The organism is Caulobacter sp. CCNWLW153, from assembly GCF_036889365.1.
In the GTDB taxonomy this organism is placed as follows: Bacteria; Pseudomonadota; Alphaproteobacteria; order Caulobacterales; family Caulobacteraceae; genus Caulobacter; species Caulobacter radicis.
The window spans coordinates 138,415-152,372 of the sequence record NZ_JBAKFV010000008.1 but is presented as its reverse complement, the minus strand read 5'-3'; the positions used below and the strand labels follow the sequence as shown (position 1 = coordinate 152,372).

Genomic DNA, 13,958 nt, shown 5'->3' with positions numbered 1-13,958 from the left:
ATTTCATCAGCGTTTCAGCTCGAGGATATCGAGCTTCGACTCCTGCTTGGGCCAGGGCATGACCAGGCGGTAGCGGTTGGGACCGACACGCTCGAACACCCCGGCCTGGTCGCGCTCGGGATCGCGGCGGTAGGTCGCCCGGCCCTCGCGGTCGCCCCAGGCCACCGCGCCAAGGAACACCAGCCGCCGGTCGCTGTCGGGATAGAGATTGCCAGCCTGGCGCTGCGAGCCCGTGGTCTTTTCCAGCAGGAGGTCGCCGCCGGGCGTCAGTTGCACCCGGCAGCGGAACCAGCCGTAGGCGACGTAAGGCAGGCCCCGGCCGCCCGGACTGCCCAGCTTGATCGTGCGGCACTGGTAGGTCCCGGGCGCCGGCTGCGGGCGCGGCAGGGCCGCGCGCGGCTCCACCAGCGCGCCCAGCGCCCGCAGGTCGCGGGCATGGCCGCCGCGCCGGGCCTCCGACAGCGCGCCTTCCCAGGCCGAGTTCAGCCGCTCGATCCGTTGAATGTCATCGCGCGTCGCATCGCGTCGCCAGTCGCTGGAGGCGGCCAGGACGGGCGTTGCGGCGATGAGGGAAAGGGCGAGAGCGGCGACGGCGCGCATGGGCGGCTCCTCAGGATGTCGAAGGAGCAGAGATAACTCGTGGGGTCCGGGCCGGTTCGCCTCAGCGGGCCGCGGCGATGGTGCGGGCCAGTTGCCGGGGATCGACCGGCTTGCTGAGGATCGGGGCGTCGCGCAGGTCGGGCCGCACGCCCTGGTCGCCATAGCCGGTGACGAAGGCGAAGGGCACGCCGCGCGCTCGCAGTATGTCGGCGGCCGCGAACGAGGTGCCGCCGTCGAGGTTCACGTCCAGCAGGGCGAAGTCGACGATCTCACGCCGCGCCGCCTCCACCGCCGTCTCGGCCGAGACTGCCGGGCCGGTGACGTCGCAGCCCAGGTCGGTCAGCAGGTCCTCGACCAGCATGGCGACCATGATCTCGTCCTCGACGATCAGCACGCGCATCAGGCGGCTCCCCTGGCCGGCGTCGGCTGGGCGGCCGGACGGCGGCGGATCCGGGCGACGATGGTGCAGACCACGCCCTCGGGCGGATAGTCCAGCGCCGCCTCGCCATCGAGCTCCAGGGCGAGACCCCGGGTGATCAGGCGGCTGCCGAACCCCTGGCGCTCGGGCGGCGAGACCAGCGGGCCGCCGGCCTCCTGCCAGCGCAGGCGCAGCCGCTCGTCGTCGCCCTCGCCTTCCCGGCTCCAGCCCACCCGCACCAGCCCCGTCGATTGCGACAGGGCCCCGTACTTGGCGGCGTTGGTGGTCAGTTCGTGCAGGGCCAGCGACAGCGACAGCGCGGTCTTGGGCGAAAGCCGCACCGGGGGCCCGGCGAGTTCGAAGCGCGAGGCGTCGCCGTAGGAGTCGACGAGGCCGGCCATGATGTCGTGCAGGTCGGCGCCGTCCCAGCTCTCGCGGGTGAGGATGTCGTGGGTGCGGGCCAGGGCCAGCAGGCGGGTCGTCAGCGACTCGCGGGCGTCGCCCAGGTCGGCGGCGTTGCGCAGGGTCTGGCCGGCCACCGACTGCACGGTGGCCAGGGTGTTCTTGACCCGGTGATTGAGCTCGTTGACCAGCAGCCGCTGCAGTTCCTCGGTTCGCTTGCGCTCGGTGACGTCGCGCATCACGCCGGTGAAGAACCGCCGTCCGCCCGACCGCCACTCGGCGATGGAAAGCTCCAGGGGAAAGGTCGTGCCGTCCTGGCGGCGGCCGAACACCTCGCGGCCGATGCCGATGATCCGGCGCTCGCCCGTGCGGCGGTAGGTGTCGAGATAGCCGTCATGGGCCGCGTGATGCGGCTCGGGCATCAGGGCGTTGACGTTGGATCCGATCATGTCGGACGCCGCATAGCCGAACAGGCGCTCGGCGGCGGGATTGAAGGCTTCGATGCGGCCGTGCTCGTCTATGACGACGATGGCGTCCACCGCCGTGTCGACGATGGCGCGATAGCGGGCCTCTTCGCCCGCGCCGCCCGACTGTGTTCCACGCCCGCCCATGGCTGGCTCCCCTGTGGTCCAGAGGAGCCTAGCCTATGGGTTGATCCGCCGCCAAGTCCTCGCGGCGGAGTCTAATGAACGTCTCAGGCCTCTTCCGGCTCGGGAGCCGGGGAGTCGCCGCCTTCGAAGCTGCGCGGGGCGCGGCGACGACGGGGCTTCTTGACCTCTTCGCCGGCGGCCTCGGGGGCCGGAGCGGCGGGGGTCTCGGCCGCCGGAGCGGCTTCGGCCTTCGGTTCGGGAGCGGGCTTGGGCTCGGACTTGCGGCCCAGGAACGCCGGAGCGTGGCTGACGGCGCCATCCTGGCCGCGCAGCACCGGCGAGCTTTCGGCCGCCTGCGCCTCGCCGCCCAGCGGGGCGGCTTCCGGCTCGATCACGGCCAGCGGATCACGCTCGCCGCGGTCACGATCGCGGTTGCGGTCACGATCCCGGTCGCGGCGCGAGCGGCGGCCTTCGCGGGCCTCGCCCTGGAACTCGCCGCCTTCGGCCGCCGGACGGTCTTCGCGCGGCTGGCGCTCCTCGCGGGGACGGTCGTCACGCGCCCGGTCGTCTCTGGGACGATCATCCCGGGGGCGATCATCGCGATCGCGGAAGCGCTCTTCGCGCGGCCGGTCATCACGAGGCCGGTCATCGCGGGGCCGATCATCACGCGGACGGTCGTCACGGGGACGATCATCGCGGTTGCGGTCGCGGTCATCGCGGTCGCGCCAGCGATCGCGGCGGCCTTCGCCCTGCTGGCCATCGCGGTCACGATCGCGATTGCGGTCACGGTCGCGGTTCTCGAAGCGGTCGCGGTTGCGGCGTTGCTCGCCCTGACCTTCACCGCCCTCGCCGCCTTCCGCGCCCTCGGCGGGCGTCTCGGCGGCCGGCGGGGCCTCGGGAGCCTCTTCCGGCTCGGCCTCGAAGTCGATCTCGTAGGCCGAATAGGCGTCCTTGCCGATGATGTCGCTGACCGGACGATTCGGCTGGATGGCGCGCAGGACGCGGAAATAGTGCTCGGCGTGCTGCAGGTAGTTCTCGGCCAGCACCCGGTCGCCGGACGACGAGGCGTCACGAGCCAGCTGCTGGTACTTTTCATAGACGCTCTGGGCCGCGCCGCGGACCTTCACGCCGTCGGGGCCGTTCGAATCGAAGGCCCGGTTGGCGTTGTGCTGCTGCGGCTTGCCACCACCGCCCCCGCGGTTGTTGCGGCCACGCTGGCGCTTCATGCCCTTGAAATCTCTCATCTTCTTCTAAACCTGTCCGATCTGGACACTTTAGCCCGATCGGTATTCGGTCTCTTGAGACTGGGTGCGCCCGTCTCGGGCTCGCCTTCGATGTTCTTGAGACCTGGGTTTCCGTAGAGTCTCCGTCCGGATCGGGCGCGGCTTTCGGCCTCGTCGGCCGTTCGCGCCTGCCAGATGTGTCTAGCGGCCGTCGAAACGACCGCTCTTCCCGTCACCCGGCGATTTGGAAGGAGACCCTCATCGTCTACCGCCTCACGCCGGCGTTTCCAAGGGGTTTTTGAAGCCCGTGACAACACGGTCGTGAGTGGACAGGTCCTTGACCGTCCGCACGTTCTGGGCGCCGGCGGCCTTGAACAGGATCTCGACGTCGGCCGACTGGTCGAAACCGATCTCGACGCAGAACAGGCCGCCCGGCTTGAGCACCCGCAGGATTTCCGGCGCCAGGGCGCGGTAGGCGGTCAGGCCGTCGGCCCCGCCGTCCAGGGCCAGGCGCGGCTCGTGGTCGCGCACTTCCGGCTCCAGGGTGTCGATGTGGGCGGTGGGGATGTAGGGCGGGTTGGAGACCACCACGTCGAACGACGCGTCGCCCAGGCCCGTCGTCCAGTCGCCGCGCATCAGCGCCACGCGGCCGTCGAGGTCCAGGTTGGCCGCGTTCTCGCGCGCCACGGCCAGGGCCTCCTCGGAAATGTCGATCCCCAGCCCCTTGGCGGCCGGGCGCTCGGCCAGGATCGCCAGCAGCATCGAACCCGAGCCCACGCCCAGGTCCAGCATGTTGAAGGCCATGGTCTCGGGGAAGGCCTTGAGCACTTCGTCGACGATGACCTCGGTCTCGGGACGCGGGGTCAGGACGTCCTTGTTCACCGACAGCAGGATCTTCCAGAAGCCCTTGCGGCCGATGATGTGGCTGACCGGCTCGCGGCGGGCGCGGCGCTCCAGGTAGTCGTCCAGCGTGGCCAGTTGTTCGGCGGTCAGCTCACGATAGGGGTCGGTGATGATGTCCGTGCGGCTGACGCCGGCGGCGACTTCAAGCATCAGGCGCGCGTCGATGGCGGGCTGGTCGATGCCGGCTTCCTTCAGGCGCTCCTTGGCGCCGTTCCAGGCTTTGACGAGGGTGAGGGTCATGGCGGCTCCAATAGCGCGTCGCGGCCCCCAACGCGAGATCGAGGGCGAGATTGCAGATGGATTAGCGGCGGCGATGCGCTGTTGCTTGTTCGGACCTGCTGCGGGAGCCCCTCTTGGTCTGCTCCGGTGGCGCCTCGAAAACCGCGCCGCGCAAGGCCGTCGGCGCCGGGCATGAACCACTTTTCACGTGACAGCCCGGAGGCGCCGCCGGAACAGTCGCGCCCCTGGATGAGGGGCCGGGATCAGGGGGAATGACGACATGTTCCGTTCGATGTTCGCGGGTCTGGCCGGTTGCGGTCTGGTCGCCCTCGCCACGCCCGCCAGCGCCACCTTCTCGATCGCGGCCTGCGACGCCCGGAAGACCTGCGGCGTTGCGGTCGCCACCAACAACCTGGCCGTCGGCGCCAGCGTGGCCTACGCGCAGGGCGGGGTCGGCGCCGTCGTCACCCAGTTCGAGACCAACCCGCACTATGGCCCCAAGGGGCTCGCGCTCTTGGCCCGTGGCCAGGATCCGCAAGCGGTCGTGACCACCCTGCTGGCCGAGGACGGCGGCTTCGAGGACCAGGATCAAAGCTGGCGGCAGGTCGCCGCGGTCGCCGCCGACGGCCGGGCCTTCGCCTTCACCGGCGCCGAGGCCGCCGCCTCGGCCTGGGCGGGACACCAGGCCCAGACCGGCTACAGCGTCCAGGGCAACGGCCTGGCGGGCCCACGGGTGCTCGAGGCGATGAAGGCGGCCTTCGCGCAGGCGAGCGGCCCTCTGCCCGACCGGCTGGTGGCCGCCCTGGAAGCCGGCGAGGCGGCGGGCGGCCAAACCACGGGGCGAATGTCGGCGGCCCTGCTGGTGCGCACCGCCGAGGGCGGCTGGGGCGACGTCGACCTGCGGGTGGACGCCTCCGCCGCGCCGGTCGCCGAGCTGCGCCGCCTGCTGAACCTGCGCCAGGCCAACGAGCGGCTGGCCGCCGCCGAGCGCGCCGCGCGCAGGGGCAAGCCGGACGTCGCCCGGAGCGAGATCACGGCCGCCATCGGCCTGGGCGGCGACTGGGACCGCGTCTGGCGTCGGGCCGCGCGCCTGCGAATGGCGATGGGCGACCGCGCCGAGGCCGTGCAAGCCCTGGCGGCCATGCACCGTCTCAATCCGAAGTGGGCGAAGATGGAGCGCGACGACCCGCTGTTCGCGCCGGTCCGCGAGGACCCGGCGCTGAGCCGCTTCTAGGCCTCGACCACCACCGCATCGCCTTGCCCCACCGCGCCGTCGGCGGTGACATTCAGGTAGATGCCGCAGAAGGTGTGGCCGTAGTTGTCGAACAGGGCCTTCACCACCTCGATGTCGCGCTCGGCGGTGACCGGATCGACATGGGTGGCGGCGCAGCGGACGATGGGCTTCAGCACTTCCGCCGTCGCATCGCCGACCCGCACCGTCCTGCCCGTCCAGCCGTTCTCGACCCAGGCCGGCCAACCCTCGACATAGAGGTTGGCGCGGAAACGTAAGGGATCGACCGGACGGCCGATCTTCTCGGCCAGATCGCGCACGCTGGCCAGGTTCACGATCGAGACGAAGCCCTGCTTGCTGTCCATGAACCGGTGCGCGCCCGGTCCTTCCAGCACGCGCAGCGGACCTCTCGCCTCGTCGCCCAGCAGCGCGGCCAGCCAGGCCTCGAAGCCGCGCCGGCCCTCGTCGCTGGCCAGGTCGCCCTTGAACGGCGCCAGCCCCTCGGCCGACGCCGTAAGCACGCCGCTCGCCTCGTCATAGGCCGTGCGCGCCCTGGCCACGGCCGGGATCTTGGCCAGGACGGTGAACTTCATCTTCGACAGGTGCGCGGGCGCGTCCGTATCAAAGCCGCTGGGCCCGTCCTCGACCGCATACAGCCGATCGCAGGGGAAGCAGGCGCCCGCCTCCAGCGTCGCGGCCGAAAGCCGTTCGGGCGTGAACCCCTTGACGGGATGGCGATAGAGCGAGGCGACCTGGGCGTGCATGGCGGCAAGGTGGTCGCGGCGATCGAGCTTTGCAAGGCGGGAACACCGCGGGCTCTGGCGGATTTGACCTGCAGGGAGGCCTGCTCATGACCGACACCACGCCGCGACGCCCCGTAAGGTCGTGGCTGGCCTCGCGGCCCTATCACCTGGCGCCCTGGATCCTGCTGCTGGCGGTCGCGCCCTTCGCCTTTCCCAAGCGCCTGGAGCCCCAGGTCGAACCGCACGCGCCGCCGCCCGGCCTGTCGGAGGACCGTGTGCTGCCGCCGCACGAGTTCGACCAGGCCGAGCCCCGGCGCGGCCGCGCCGCCCGTCATCCGCACGGCATCCCGCTGCTGGGCTGGCGCGACATCCTCTGGCGCACCGCCCGCGAGATCAGCGTCGACAAGCTGCCGTCAGTGGCCGGCGGCGTGACCTTCTACACCCTGCTGGCCCTGTTCCCCGCCATCGGCGCCTTCGTCTCGCTGTACGGCCTGTTCGCCGACGTGGCGGCGGTGGAGAAGCAACTGCAGGAGATGGCCACCGTCTTTCCCGCCAGCGTCGTCCAGATCGTCGGCGAGCAGATGCTGCGCCTGGCCGGCCAGGAGGGCGGCAAGTTGGGCGTGGCCTTCGTGGTCAGCCTGTTGCTGTCGATCTGGAGCGCCAACGCCAGCATGAAGGCGCTCTTCGACGGCCTGAACGTCGCCTATGATGAGGATGAAAAGCGCAATTTCCTCGGCAAGACCGCCCTGACCTACGGCTTCACTCTGTGCGCCCTGGTCTATGCGGTGTTCATCGCCGCGGTGCTGATCGCGATGCCGATCGTGCTGGAGCGCGTGGGGCTTGGGGCGATCTCGGCCTTCTGGATCCCGCTGCGCTGGCTGGCGGTGTGGCTGGTGACGGCCCTGGCCTTCGCCATGCTCTACCGCTTCGCCCCCTGCCGGGCCCGGCCGCGCTGGCGCTGGGTGGTGCTGGGCGCGCTGTTCGGCGCGGCGGCCTGGCTGGTCGGCTCGCTAGGCTTTTCGATCTACGTCAACCGCATCGCCCACTACGACGCCACCTACGGACCGCTGGGGGCGGTGATCGCCTTCATGGTCTGGGTGTGGTTCTCGATCATGACCGTGCTGGTCGGGGCCGAGCTCAACGCCGAGATCGAGCACCAGACCGCCCACGACTCCACCACCGGTCCCGAAAAACCCATGGGCGCGCGCGGCGCGGCCATGGCCGACACGGTCGGGCTGGCCTTCCATCCCTGGGAGCTCATCAAGCGCGAGGCCGGCACGGTGAAGCGGATCGGCGGTCGCTACTGGGGGCATGCGACGCGGCTGGGCAAGAAGGCGCCGCCGCTGGAACCGTGATGCGAAATCCTCGTCCTTCGACAAGCTCAGGATGAGGATTTCGAATGGACCGCCACGCCGAAATTGAACCTCACCCCGAGCCCGTCGAAGGGCGAGGTTCACGCAGGACGACGACCGCTTGGCAAGCCCGCCGACGCATGGCTTAGCTCGCCGCCATGATCTTCGCTCCCGCCGCGCCGTCCGAACACGAGGCCCTCGTCGCCCTGGTCAATTCCGCCTATCGCGGCCAGGGGGCGCAGGCCGGCTGGACCACCGAGGCCGGCTATATCGACGGCCAGCGCATCGACCTCGAAAGCCTGCAAGCGGACCTGGACGCCGCGCCCCAGGCGCTGATCCTGACCGCCCGCGACGAGCCGGACGGGCCGATCCTGGGCTGTGTCTGGCTGGAGCCGGCCGAGGCCCGGGTCTGGTACCTGGGCATGTTGACCATCCGCCCCGACCTGCAGGACCGGCAGTTGGGCCGCACCCTGCTGGCGGCCGGCGAGACCTACGCCAAGCAGCGCGGCGCAGACCGGATGCAGATGACCGTGGTCCATATCCGCGACACCCTGATCGCCTGGTACGAACGCCGCGGCTACGCCCTCACCGGCGAGACCCGCCCCTTCCCCCACGGCGACGACCGCTTCGGCAAGCCGCTGCGGGACGATCTGGCGTTCGTGGTGATGGAAAAAGTACTCGGCTAACGAGACCCTCTCCCTGAAGGGAGAGGTGTCGGCGAAGCCGACGGAGAGGGAAGTCGGTGCGAAACCGACCCAGTCAGCGGAAGCTGAAAACGTCCCCCCTCCGGCCCTTCGGGCCACCTCCCCCAGAGGGGGAGGATCTTCAGACCTCAATCTTCCAGGCTGGCCAGGCGCGCGGCCTGGTCCTCGGCGATCAGCGGGTTGATGACGTCGTCCAGGGCCTCGCCCTCGATCACCTTGGTCAGGTTGTAGAGGGTCAGGTTGATCCGGTGGTCGGTGACCCGGCCCTGCGGGAAGTTGTAGGTGCGGATCCGTTCCGAACGGTCGCCGCTGCCGACCTGGCTCTTGCGGGCGTCGGAGCGGGCGGTGTCCAGGGCCTCGCGCTGCATGTCATAGAGCCGGGCCTTCAGGTTCTTCATCGCCCGGGCGCGGTTCTGGTGTTGCGACTTCTCCGACGAGGTCACCACCACGCCCGTGGGCAAGTGGGTGATGCGCACGGCCGAGTCGGTCTTGTTGACGTGCTGGCCGCCGGCGCCGGACGATCGGTAGGTGTCGATCCGCAGATCGCTTTCCTTGATCTCGATCTCGACGTCCTCGGCCTCGGGCAGCACCGCCACGGTGGCGGCCGAGGTGTGGATGCGGCCCTGCGCTTCGGTTTCCGGCACGCGCTGCACGCGGTGCACGCCGCTCTCGAACTTCAGCCGGCCGAACACGCCGTCGCCGGTGATCGAGGCGATGATTTCCTTGAAGCCGCCCATCTCGCCCTCGGAGATGCTGTCGACCTCGACCCGCCAGCCCTGGTTCTGGGCATAGCGCTGGTACATGCGGAAGAGGTCGCCGGCGAACAGGGCCGCCTCGTCGCCGCCCGTACCGGCGCGCACTTCGAGGATGGCCGAGGCGTTCTCGTCCTTGTCCTTGGGGGCCAGCATCAGGGCCAGCTCCCGTTCCAGGATCGGCAGCTTCTCGTCCAGGGCGACGATCTCGTCGCGGACCATGGCGGCCATCTCGGGATCGGCCGCCATCTCGTCCAGCTCGGCCCGCTCGGCGCTCAGCTTGGCCAGGCGTTCGACGGCCTCGGCCACGGGCCGCAGCTCGGCGTGCTCCTTGGAGAGCTTGACGATCTCGGATCCGTCCGTCGCGGCGCCCATGCGAGCCTCCACTTCGCGGAAACGGTCGAGAACCTGGTCGAGGCGGGCCTGGGGCAGTCGCAAGGGAAGAGATCGCACGGCTGGAGGATGGGCCGGTCTCTCTAGGCCTTTTCGGGGGGGAATGGAATGGAGGGGCGGCCGGGCCGTCGGCTGCTGACATTCACCGTCATCAGTATCGTTTGAAAACGGATATAGGTGCGATTAGCTAGACGGCAGCCGGCCGCAGCGCGCGGTCCGCCGAGGCAAAGCCGCCAAGGAAACGCCATGTCCCTTTCGATCCACCACGTCACGGCCACCGCCCTGACGCGCGGCCTGCAGACGCTGTCGGCCCTGCTCGACAAGGCCGACGCCCATGCGCGAGCCGCCGGAAGCGATCCTGACGCCTTCGTCCAGGCCCGCCTCTACGAAGACATGCTGCCGCTGGCCGGGCAGATCCAGCGCGCCTCCGACGCGGCCCGCGGCGCCATGGCCCGCCTGGGCGGCGTCACCGCGCCGTCCATGGCCGACGACGAGACCACCCTGGCCCAGCTGCGGGACCGCGTGGCGCGCACCCTGGACTATGTGCGTGGCGTTCCGGCCGAGACCTTCGAGGGCGCGGAGACCCGCGAGGTGGTGTTCGCCGCGGGGCCTCTCACCCTGGGCTTCAGCGGCCTCGACTACCTGTTGGAGTTCGCCCTGCCGAACTTCCAGTTCCACGTCGTCACCGCCTACGACATCCTTCGCCATCACGGCGTGCCGCTGGGCAAGCGGGACTACCTCAACCTCGGCGCGGAACGCGTGCGGACGGCCTGAACCGGCAAAAGCCGCCGTCCGCGCTCACCGGCGGACGGCGGCCGATCGCCTCAGCGCGTCTTCCAGTCCGCCAGCGGCGTCGAGCCCTGCGCGGCCAGCACCGCCTCGGCGGCCTTGTCGCCCAGCACCTTGGCCTTCAGGAAGGCCACGCTCAGCGTCGAGGACTCGGCGAAGCCCGGCGCCTCGGGGTGGTAGGACAGGCCGTGGCCGACGCCCTTGCCGACCCAGAGATACTTCTCGCCGGCCGGGCTGGTGTCGAACGGATAGAGGTGCTCATGCCAGTCGGCGATCATGCCGGGCAGCACGTCCTGGTCGCCGGTGACCATCAGCATCGGCTTATTGACGCCCTGGAAGGCGGTCGGCCCGATCAGGCCCTTGATGACGCCCGGGCTTGAGAAGCACAGGGCGGCCTTGGTCCGGGGATCCTGGGCCGGGATCATCCCCTCCAGCGCCCCGGCGCGGATCAGCGACATCAGCGAGCCGTAGGAGTGGCCGGCCGAGGCCATCGGCAGGCCCGGCGCGGCCTTCTCGGCATAGTCCGTCGCGGCCGCCAGATCGGCCAGGCGCAGCGGGAAGGCCGCGCGCAGGTCATAGTCGGCGCGCTTGGGATGCTTCTGGGAATCGACGTGCAGCGGCGCGACGATCATGAAGCCGGCCTGCGTCCACAGGTCGAACAACGCCTTGTAGGGGGCCGGCCAACCGCCCGCCCCGTGCGAGAAGATGATGATGCCCTTGGGCGCGTCGGGACGCAGGATGGTCAGTTCGACATCGCGGTCGCCGACCTTGAGGGTGGTGGTCGAGGTCGCCGTCGCGGCGCGCGCCAGGGCAGGCGTCGCGGCGAAGGCCAGGGTCGCGGCCAGCAGGCCGCGGCGGTTCAGGATAAGCTTGGTCACGGAAAGCCCCACTATCGTTTGGCGAGCACGCTTTGATGGTTCGCCACGATTGTCCAGGCTCAGAAGGCCGGTTTGACCTCGATCGTGGTCACCTGCCTCGCAGAACGCGACGGCTTGAGGTCGCCGTCCACCACGACGCGGTACGGACCCTCGCGGGCGTCCAGCGGCTGGCCGTCCTTGCGGTCGGCGATGACCACGGGATTGGCGCGGTAGAACGGGTCGGTCTCGGCCAGCGACAGGATCGAGACATAGCCGTCGGCGGCCTTCACCAGCACCACCTGGTTGAGATAGCGCCCCATCAGCCGGTCGCCATGCACCACGCCGGCCTGCACCAGGGCCGCGTTCAGCAGCGCGCCCTCGTAGACCGCGCTCTTGCCGCCCTCGACCATGGTCGCCTTGCCGCGCGGCAGGGCGGCCAGATCGGCGGGCGTCAGCACGATGCTGTCACGCCCCTGGACGACGACCTTGAGGTCCTGGGCGAAGGCCGTGGGGGCCAGCGCCAGGACGGTTGCGACGAGAACGGCGGCGAGGCGCATGGAAGGAGGCTCCGGAAGGATCGCGCGATGTGACGCGCCTGCCCCGATCGGCGCAAGCCTCAACCACGCCAGCCGAACACCAAGGGCTTGGCCGCGAAGGCCAGGTCGCGCGGCGCCGCCTTGGACGCATGATCCCGGAACAGGGTCGGATACAGCGACACCACCAGCAGCACGGCCATGGTCACGTTGAAGGTCCGCAAAATCGCCGGCCGGTCGAGGAAGCGGCGCAGGGCCATGCCGAAGCCCGCCCAGGCAGCGCTGCACGGCGCGCCGACCAGCATGAACAGGCCCGCCAGCAGCGGCACGACCATGACCCCGCCGCCTTCCGGCGCGTAGGTCGTCACAGCGCCCAGCGCCATGGCCCAGGCCTTGGGATTGACCCACTGGAAGGCGGCCGCCGCCCAGAAGCCCATCGGCCGGCTGCCCGCATCGCGGTCGGACACGCCCCGGGCCGTGCCGATCTTCCAGGCCAGCCACAGCATGTAGGCCGCGCCCGCCCAGCGCAGGATCTCGTGCAGCACCGGCCAGGCCTTGAACACGCCGCCGAGGCCGAAGCCCATGGCCAACACCATCACGCCAAGACCCAGGCTGATCCCCAGGATGTGCAGGATCGTTCGGCGGAAGCCGAAATTCGCGCCCGAGGCCAGCAGCATCATGTTGTTCGGGCCAGGCGTGCCGGCGGTGGCGAAGGCGAACAGCACGAAGGCGAGGATCAGTTGCGGCGTCATCGGGACCTCCCTGGCGGAATGTCACGGTGATGATTTCGATTGATCCATGAGTCAAAACTTATATTGATACAGTGACAATATGGCTGGACCCCGCCGATGACCGCTCCCTGGACCCCCGCCCTGTCCGACGGCGACGCCCCGATCTACGAACGGCTGGTCGAGGCCCTGCGCTTCGACGTCGAGTCCGGGGCCCTGCCGGCCGGAACGCGCCTGCCGCCGCAGCGCGATCTCGCCCACCGCCTGGGGCTTGGGTTGGGCACGGTCACGCGGGCCTATGTCGAGGCCGAGAAGGCTGGCCTGGTCAGCGCTCATGTCGGCCGCGGCAGTTTCGTCAACGCGCCCGGCGCGATCGCCGGCCCGCGCCGGCGCGAGGGGCCGATCAACCTGGCCCAGAACGTCGCGCTGAACTGGCCCGCCGCCCGGGTGATCGGCGAGACGATGCAGCGCCTGCGCCGGCGTCCCGATCTGGCCGATCATCTCGACTACGCGCCCGCCGCCGGGCTGGAGCGGCACCGCCGCGCGGCGGCCGCCTGGCTGGCCCGCAGCGCCGGCTTCGAGACCGCCGACTGGACGCGCCTCGTCTGCTGCGCCGGCGCCCAGCAGGGCCTGGCCCTGGCCTTCGGCGCTGTCGCCCGTCCCGGCGACGTCGTGCTGTGCGAGGCTTCGACCTTCCATGGGATCAAGGCCCTGGCGACCCACGCGGGCTATCGCCTGCAGGGCGTGGCGATGGACGACGAGGGCGCGATCCCCGAAGCCCTGGAAGAGACCGCCAGGCGCACCGGCGCGCGTGTCGTCGCCCTGCTGCCCACCCTGCAGAACCCCACGGGACGGATCATGTCGCTGGCCCGGCGCGAGGCGATCGTCGCGATCGCCCGGCGCCTCGACCTGACCCTGATCGAGGACGACATCTACGGCGCCTATGCGCCGGGCGCCCCGCCGCCGCTGGCCATGCTGGCGCCCGAGCGGACCTTCCATGTCTCGGGCGTGTCCAAGACCCTGGCGCCGGGCCTGCGGGCCGGCTTCGTGATCGCGCCCGACGACGCGGCCCTGGAGCGGATCCTCGATACGATGCGCGCCATCGCCTACGCCCCGCCGGGCTTTGGCATGCTGATCGCCGGCCAATGGATCGAGGACGGCGCGGCCGACGCCATCCTGGCCGAGATCCGCGAGGAGACGGCGGCCCGCGTTTCCCTCGCCCGCTCGATCCTGGGCGACGCCCTGGCCAGCCTCGCCTCGCCCACCGTTCCCCACCTGTGGCTGCCGATGAGCGAACTGGAGGCCGAGCGCCTGGCCGGCCGCGCGCTGCGCGGCGGTGCGGAGGTGACCCCGCCGGCCGCCCCGATCGTCTCGCCCGGCCTCGTCACCGGCGTGCGCCTGGCGCTGGGCGCGGCCTCAGACCGGGTGGAACTTGAAACCGGCCTGCGCATCGTCGCCGCCGCCCTGACCGACGTCGACGAGCGCTCGCGGCCGGTAATCTGACGGGGCCTGGCCCCGCCA

Annotated in this window: 15 protein-coding genes; 5 read left to right on the top strand and 10 right to left on the bottom strand. The window is 70.6% G+C overall.

Features of this window, described 5'->3' with window-relative positions; genetic code table 11:
• Nucleotides 1-6 precede the first annotated feature (6 nt).
• From V6S85_RS14265 to prmC, 5 genes are all read right to left on the bottom strand, one after another.
• Entirely contained in the window at nucleotides 7-600 is a 594-nt protein-coding gene (locus V6S85_RS14265; protein ID WP_334349312.1) for a DUF4893 domain-containing protein, read from the bottom strand.
• Nucleotides 601-661: 61 nt separating this feature from the next.
• Nucleotides 662-1,000, bottom strand: coding sequence for a response regulator (locus V6S85_RS14260; RefSeq protein WP_116487861.1), 339 nt, complete (start codon nucleotides 998-1,000; stop codon nucleotides 662-664).
• Nucleotides 1,000-2,031, bottom strand: a complete 1,032-nt coding sequence (locus V6S85_RS14255; protein ID WP_116569848.1) for a sensor histidine kinase — start codon at nucleotides 2,029-2,031, stop codon at nucleotides 1,000-1,002. Before V6S85_RS14255 ends, V6S85_RS14260 begins: the two co-directional genes overlap by 1 nt.
• Before the next feature lie 83 nt (nucleotides 2,032-2,114).
• Nucleotides 2,115-3,254, bottom strand: coding sequence for a DUF4167 domain-containing protein (locus V6S85_RS14250; protein WP_334349311.1), 1,140 nt, complete (start codon nucleotides 3,252-3,254; stop codon nucleotides 2,115-2,117).
• 252 nt (nucleotides 3,255-3,506) lie between these two features.
• Complete coding sequence (gene prmC / locus V6S85_RS14245) at nucleotides 3,507-4,376, bottom strand: peptide chain release factor N(5)-glutamine methyltransferase (protein WP_116569846.1); 870 nt, start codon at nucleotides 4,374-4,376, stop codon at nucleotides 3,507-3,509.
• 259 nt (nucleotides 4,377-4,635) lie between these two features.
• On the opposite strand from prmC, the gene V6S85_RS14240 reads away from it, so the two are divergent.
• Entirely contained in the window at nucleotides 4,636-5,589 is a 954-nt protein-coding gene (locus V6S85_RS14240; RefSeq protein WP_334349310.1) for a DUF1028 domain-containing protein, read from the top strand.
• Here the strand turns inward: V6S85_RS14240 and V6S85_RS14235 are convergent.
• Complete coding sequence (locus tag V6S85_RS14235) at nucleotides 5,586-6,350, bottom strand: MOSC domain-containing protein (protein ID WP_334349309.1); 765 nt, start codon at nucleotides 6,348-6,350, stop codon at nucleotides 5,586-5,588. The genes V6S85_RS14240 and V6S85_RS14235 overlap by 4 nt on opposite strands.
• 86 nt (nucleotides 6,351-6,436) lie before the next feature.
• Between V6S85_RS14235 and V6S85_RS14230 the strand changes: the two genes are divergently transcribed.
• Both V6S85_RS14230 and V6S85_RS14225 read left to right on the top strand, forming a co-directional pair.
• Nucleotides 6,437-7,684 carry a YihY/virulence factor BrkB family protein gene (locus V6S85_RS14230; RefSeq protein WP_334349308.1) on the top strand — a complete coding sequence of 416 codons (1,248 nt, stop codon included), beginning with the start codon at nucleotides 6,437-6,439 and terminating at the stop codon, nucleotides 7,682-7,684.
• Between the two features lie 155 nt (nucleotides 7,685-7,839).
• Nucleotides 7,840-8,367: a GNAT family N-acetyltransferase gene (locus V6S85_RS14225; RefSeq protein WP_334349307.1), complete on the top strand. Its 528-nt coding sequence runs from the start codon at nucleotides 7,840-7,842 to the stop codon at nucleotides 8,365-8,367.
• A gap of 146 nt (nucleotides 8,368-8,513) precedes the next feature.
• Here V6S85_RS14225 and prfA read toward each other — a convergent pair whose 3' ends face one another.
• The gene (prfA, locus tag V6S85_RS14220) at nucleotides 8,514-9,575 is read right to left on the bottom strand and encodes a peptide chain release factor 1 (protein WP_116569841.1); all 1,062 of its coding nucleotides are present in this window, start codon (nucleotides 9,573-9,575) and stop codon (nucleotides 8,514-8,516) included.
• A 201-nt stretch (nucleotides 9,576-9,776) separates the two neighbouring features.
• Between prfA and V6S85_RS14215 the strand changes: the two genes are divergently transcribed.
• Nucleotides 9,777-10,304 (top strand): DUF1993 domain-containing protein, encoded by a 528-nt coding sequence (locus tag V6S85_RS14215; RefSeq protein ID WP_334349306.1) that lies wholly within the window; start codon nucleotides 9,777-9,779, stop codon nucleotides 10,302-10,304.
• A 50-nt stretch (nucleotides 10,305-10,354) separates the two neighbouring features.
• On the opposite strand, the gene V6S85_RS14210 is transcribed toward V6S85_RS14215, so the two are convergent.
• The 3 genes from V6S85_RS14210 to V6S85_RS14200 are packed head-to-tail and all read right to left on the bottom strand — an operon-like array spanning nucleotide 10,355 to nucleotide 12,461.
• The gene (locus tag V6S85_RS14210; RefSeq protein WP_334349305.1) at nucleotides 10,355-11,197 is read right to left on the bottom strand and encodes an alpha/beta hydrolase; all 843 of its coding nucleotides are present in this window, start codon (nucleotides 11,195-11,197) and stop codon (nucleotides 10,355-10,357) included.
• A gap of 59 nt (nucleotides 11,198-11,256) precedes the next feature.
• On the bottom strand, nucleotides 11,257-11,733 hold the full coding sequence (locus V6S85_RS14205; RefSeq protein ID WP_334349304.1) for a molybdopterin-dependent oxidoreductase: 477 nt from the start codon (nucleotides 11,731-11,733) through the stop codon (nucleotides 11,257-11,259).
• Nucleotides 11,734-11,792: 59 nt separating this feature from the next.
• A complete protein-coding gene (locus V6S85_RS14200) occupies nucleotides 11,793-12,461 on the bottom strand; it encodes a LysE family translocator (RefSeq protein ID WP_334349303.1) in 669 nt (222 codons plus the stop codon).
• Nucleotides 12,462-12,557: 96 nt separating this feature from the next.
• Here V6S85_RS14200 and V6S85_RS14195 point away from each other — a divergent pair, with 96 nt between their 5' ends.
• Complete coding sequence (locus V6S85_RS14195) at nucleotides 12,558-13,940, top strand: aminotransferase-like domain-containing protein (RefSeq protein WP_334349301.1); 1,383 nt, start codon at nucleotides 12,558-12,560, stop codon at nucleotides 13,938-13,940.
• The last annotated feature ends 18 nt before the right edge of the window (nucleotides 13,941-13,958 follow it).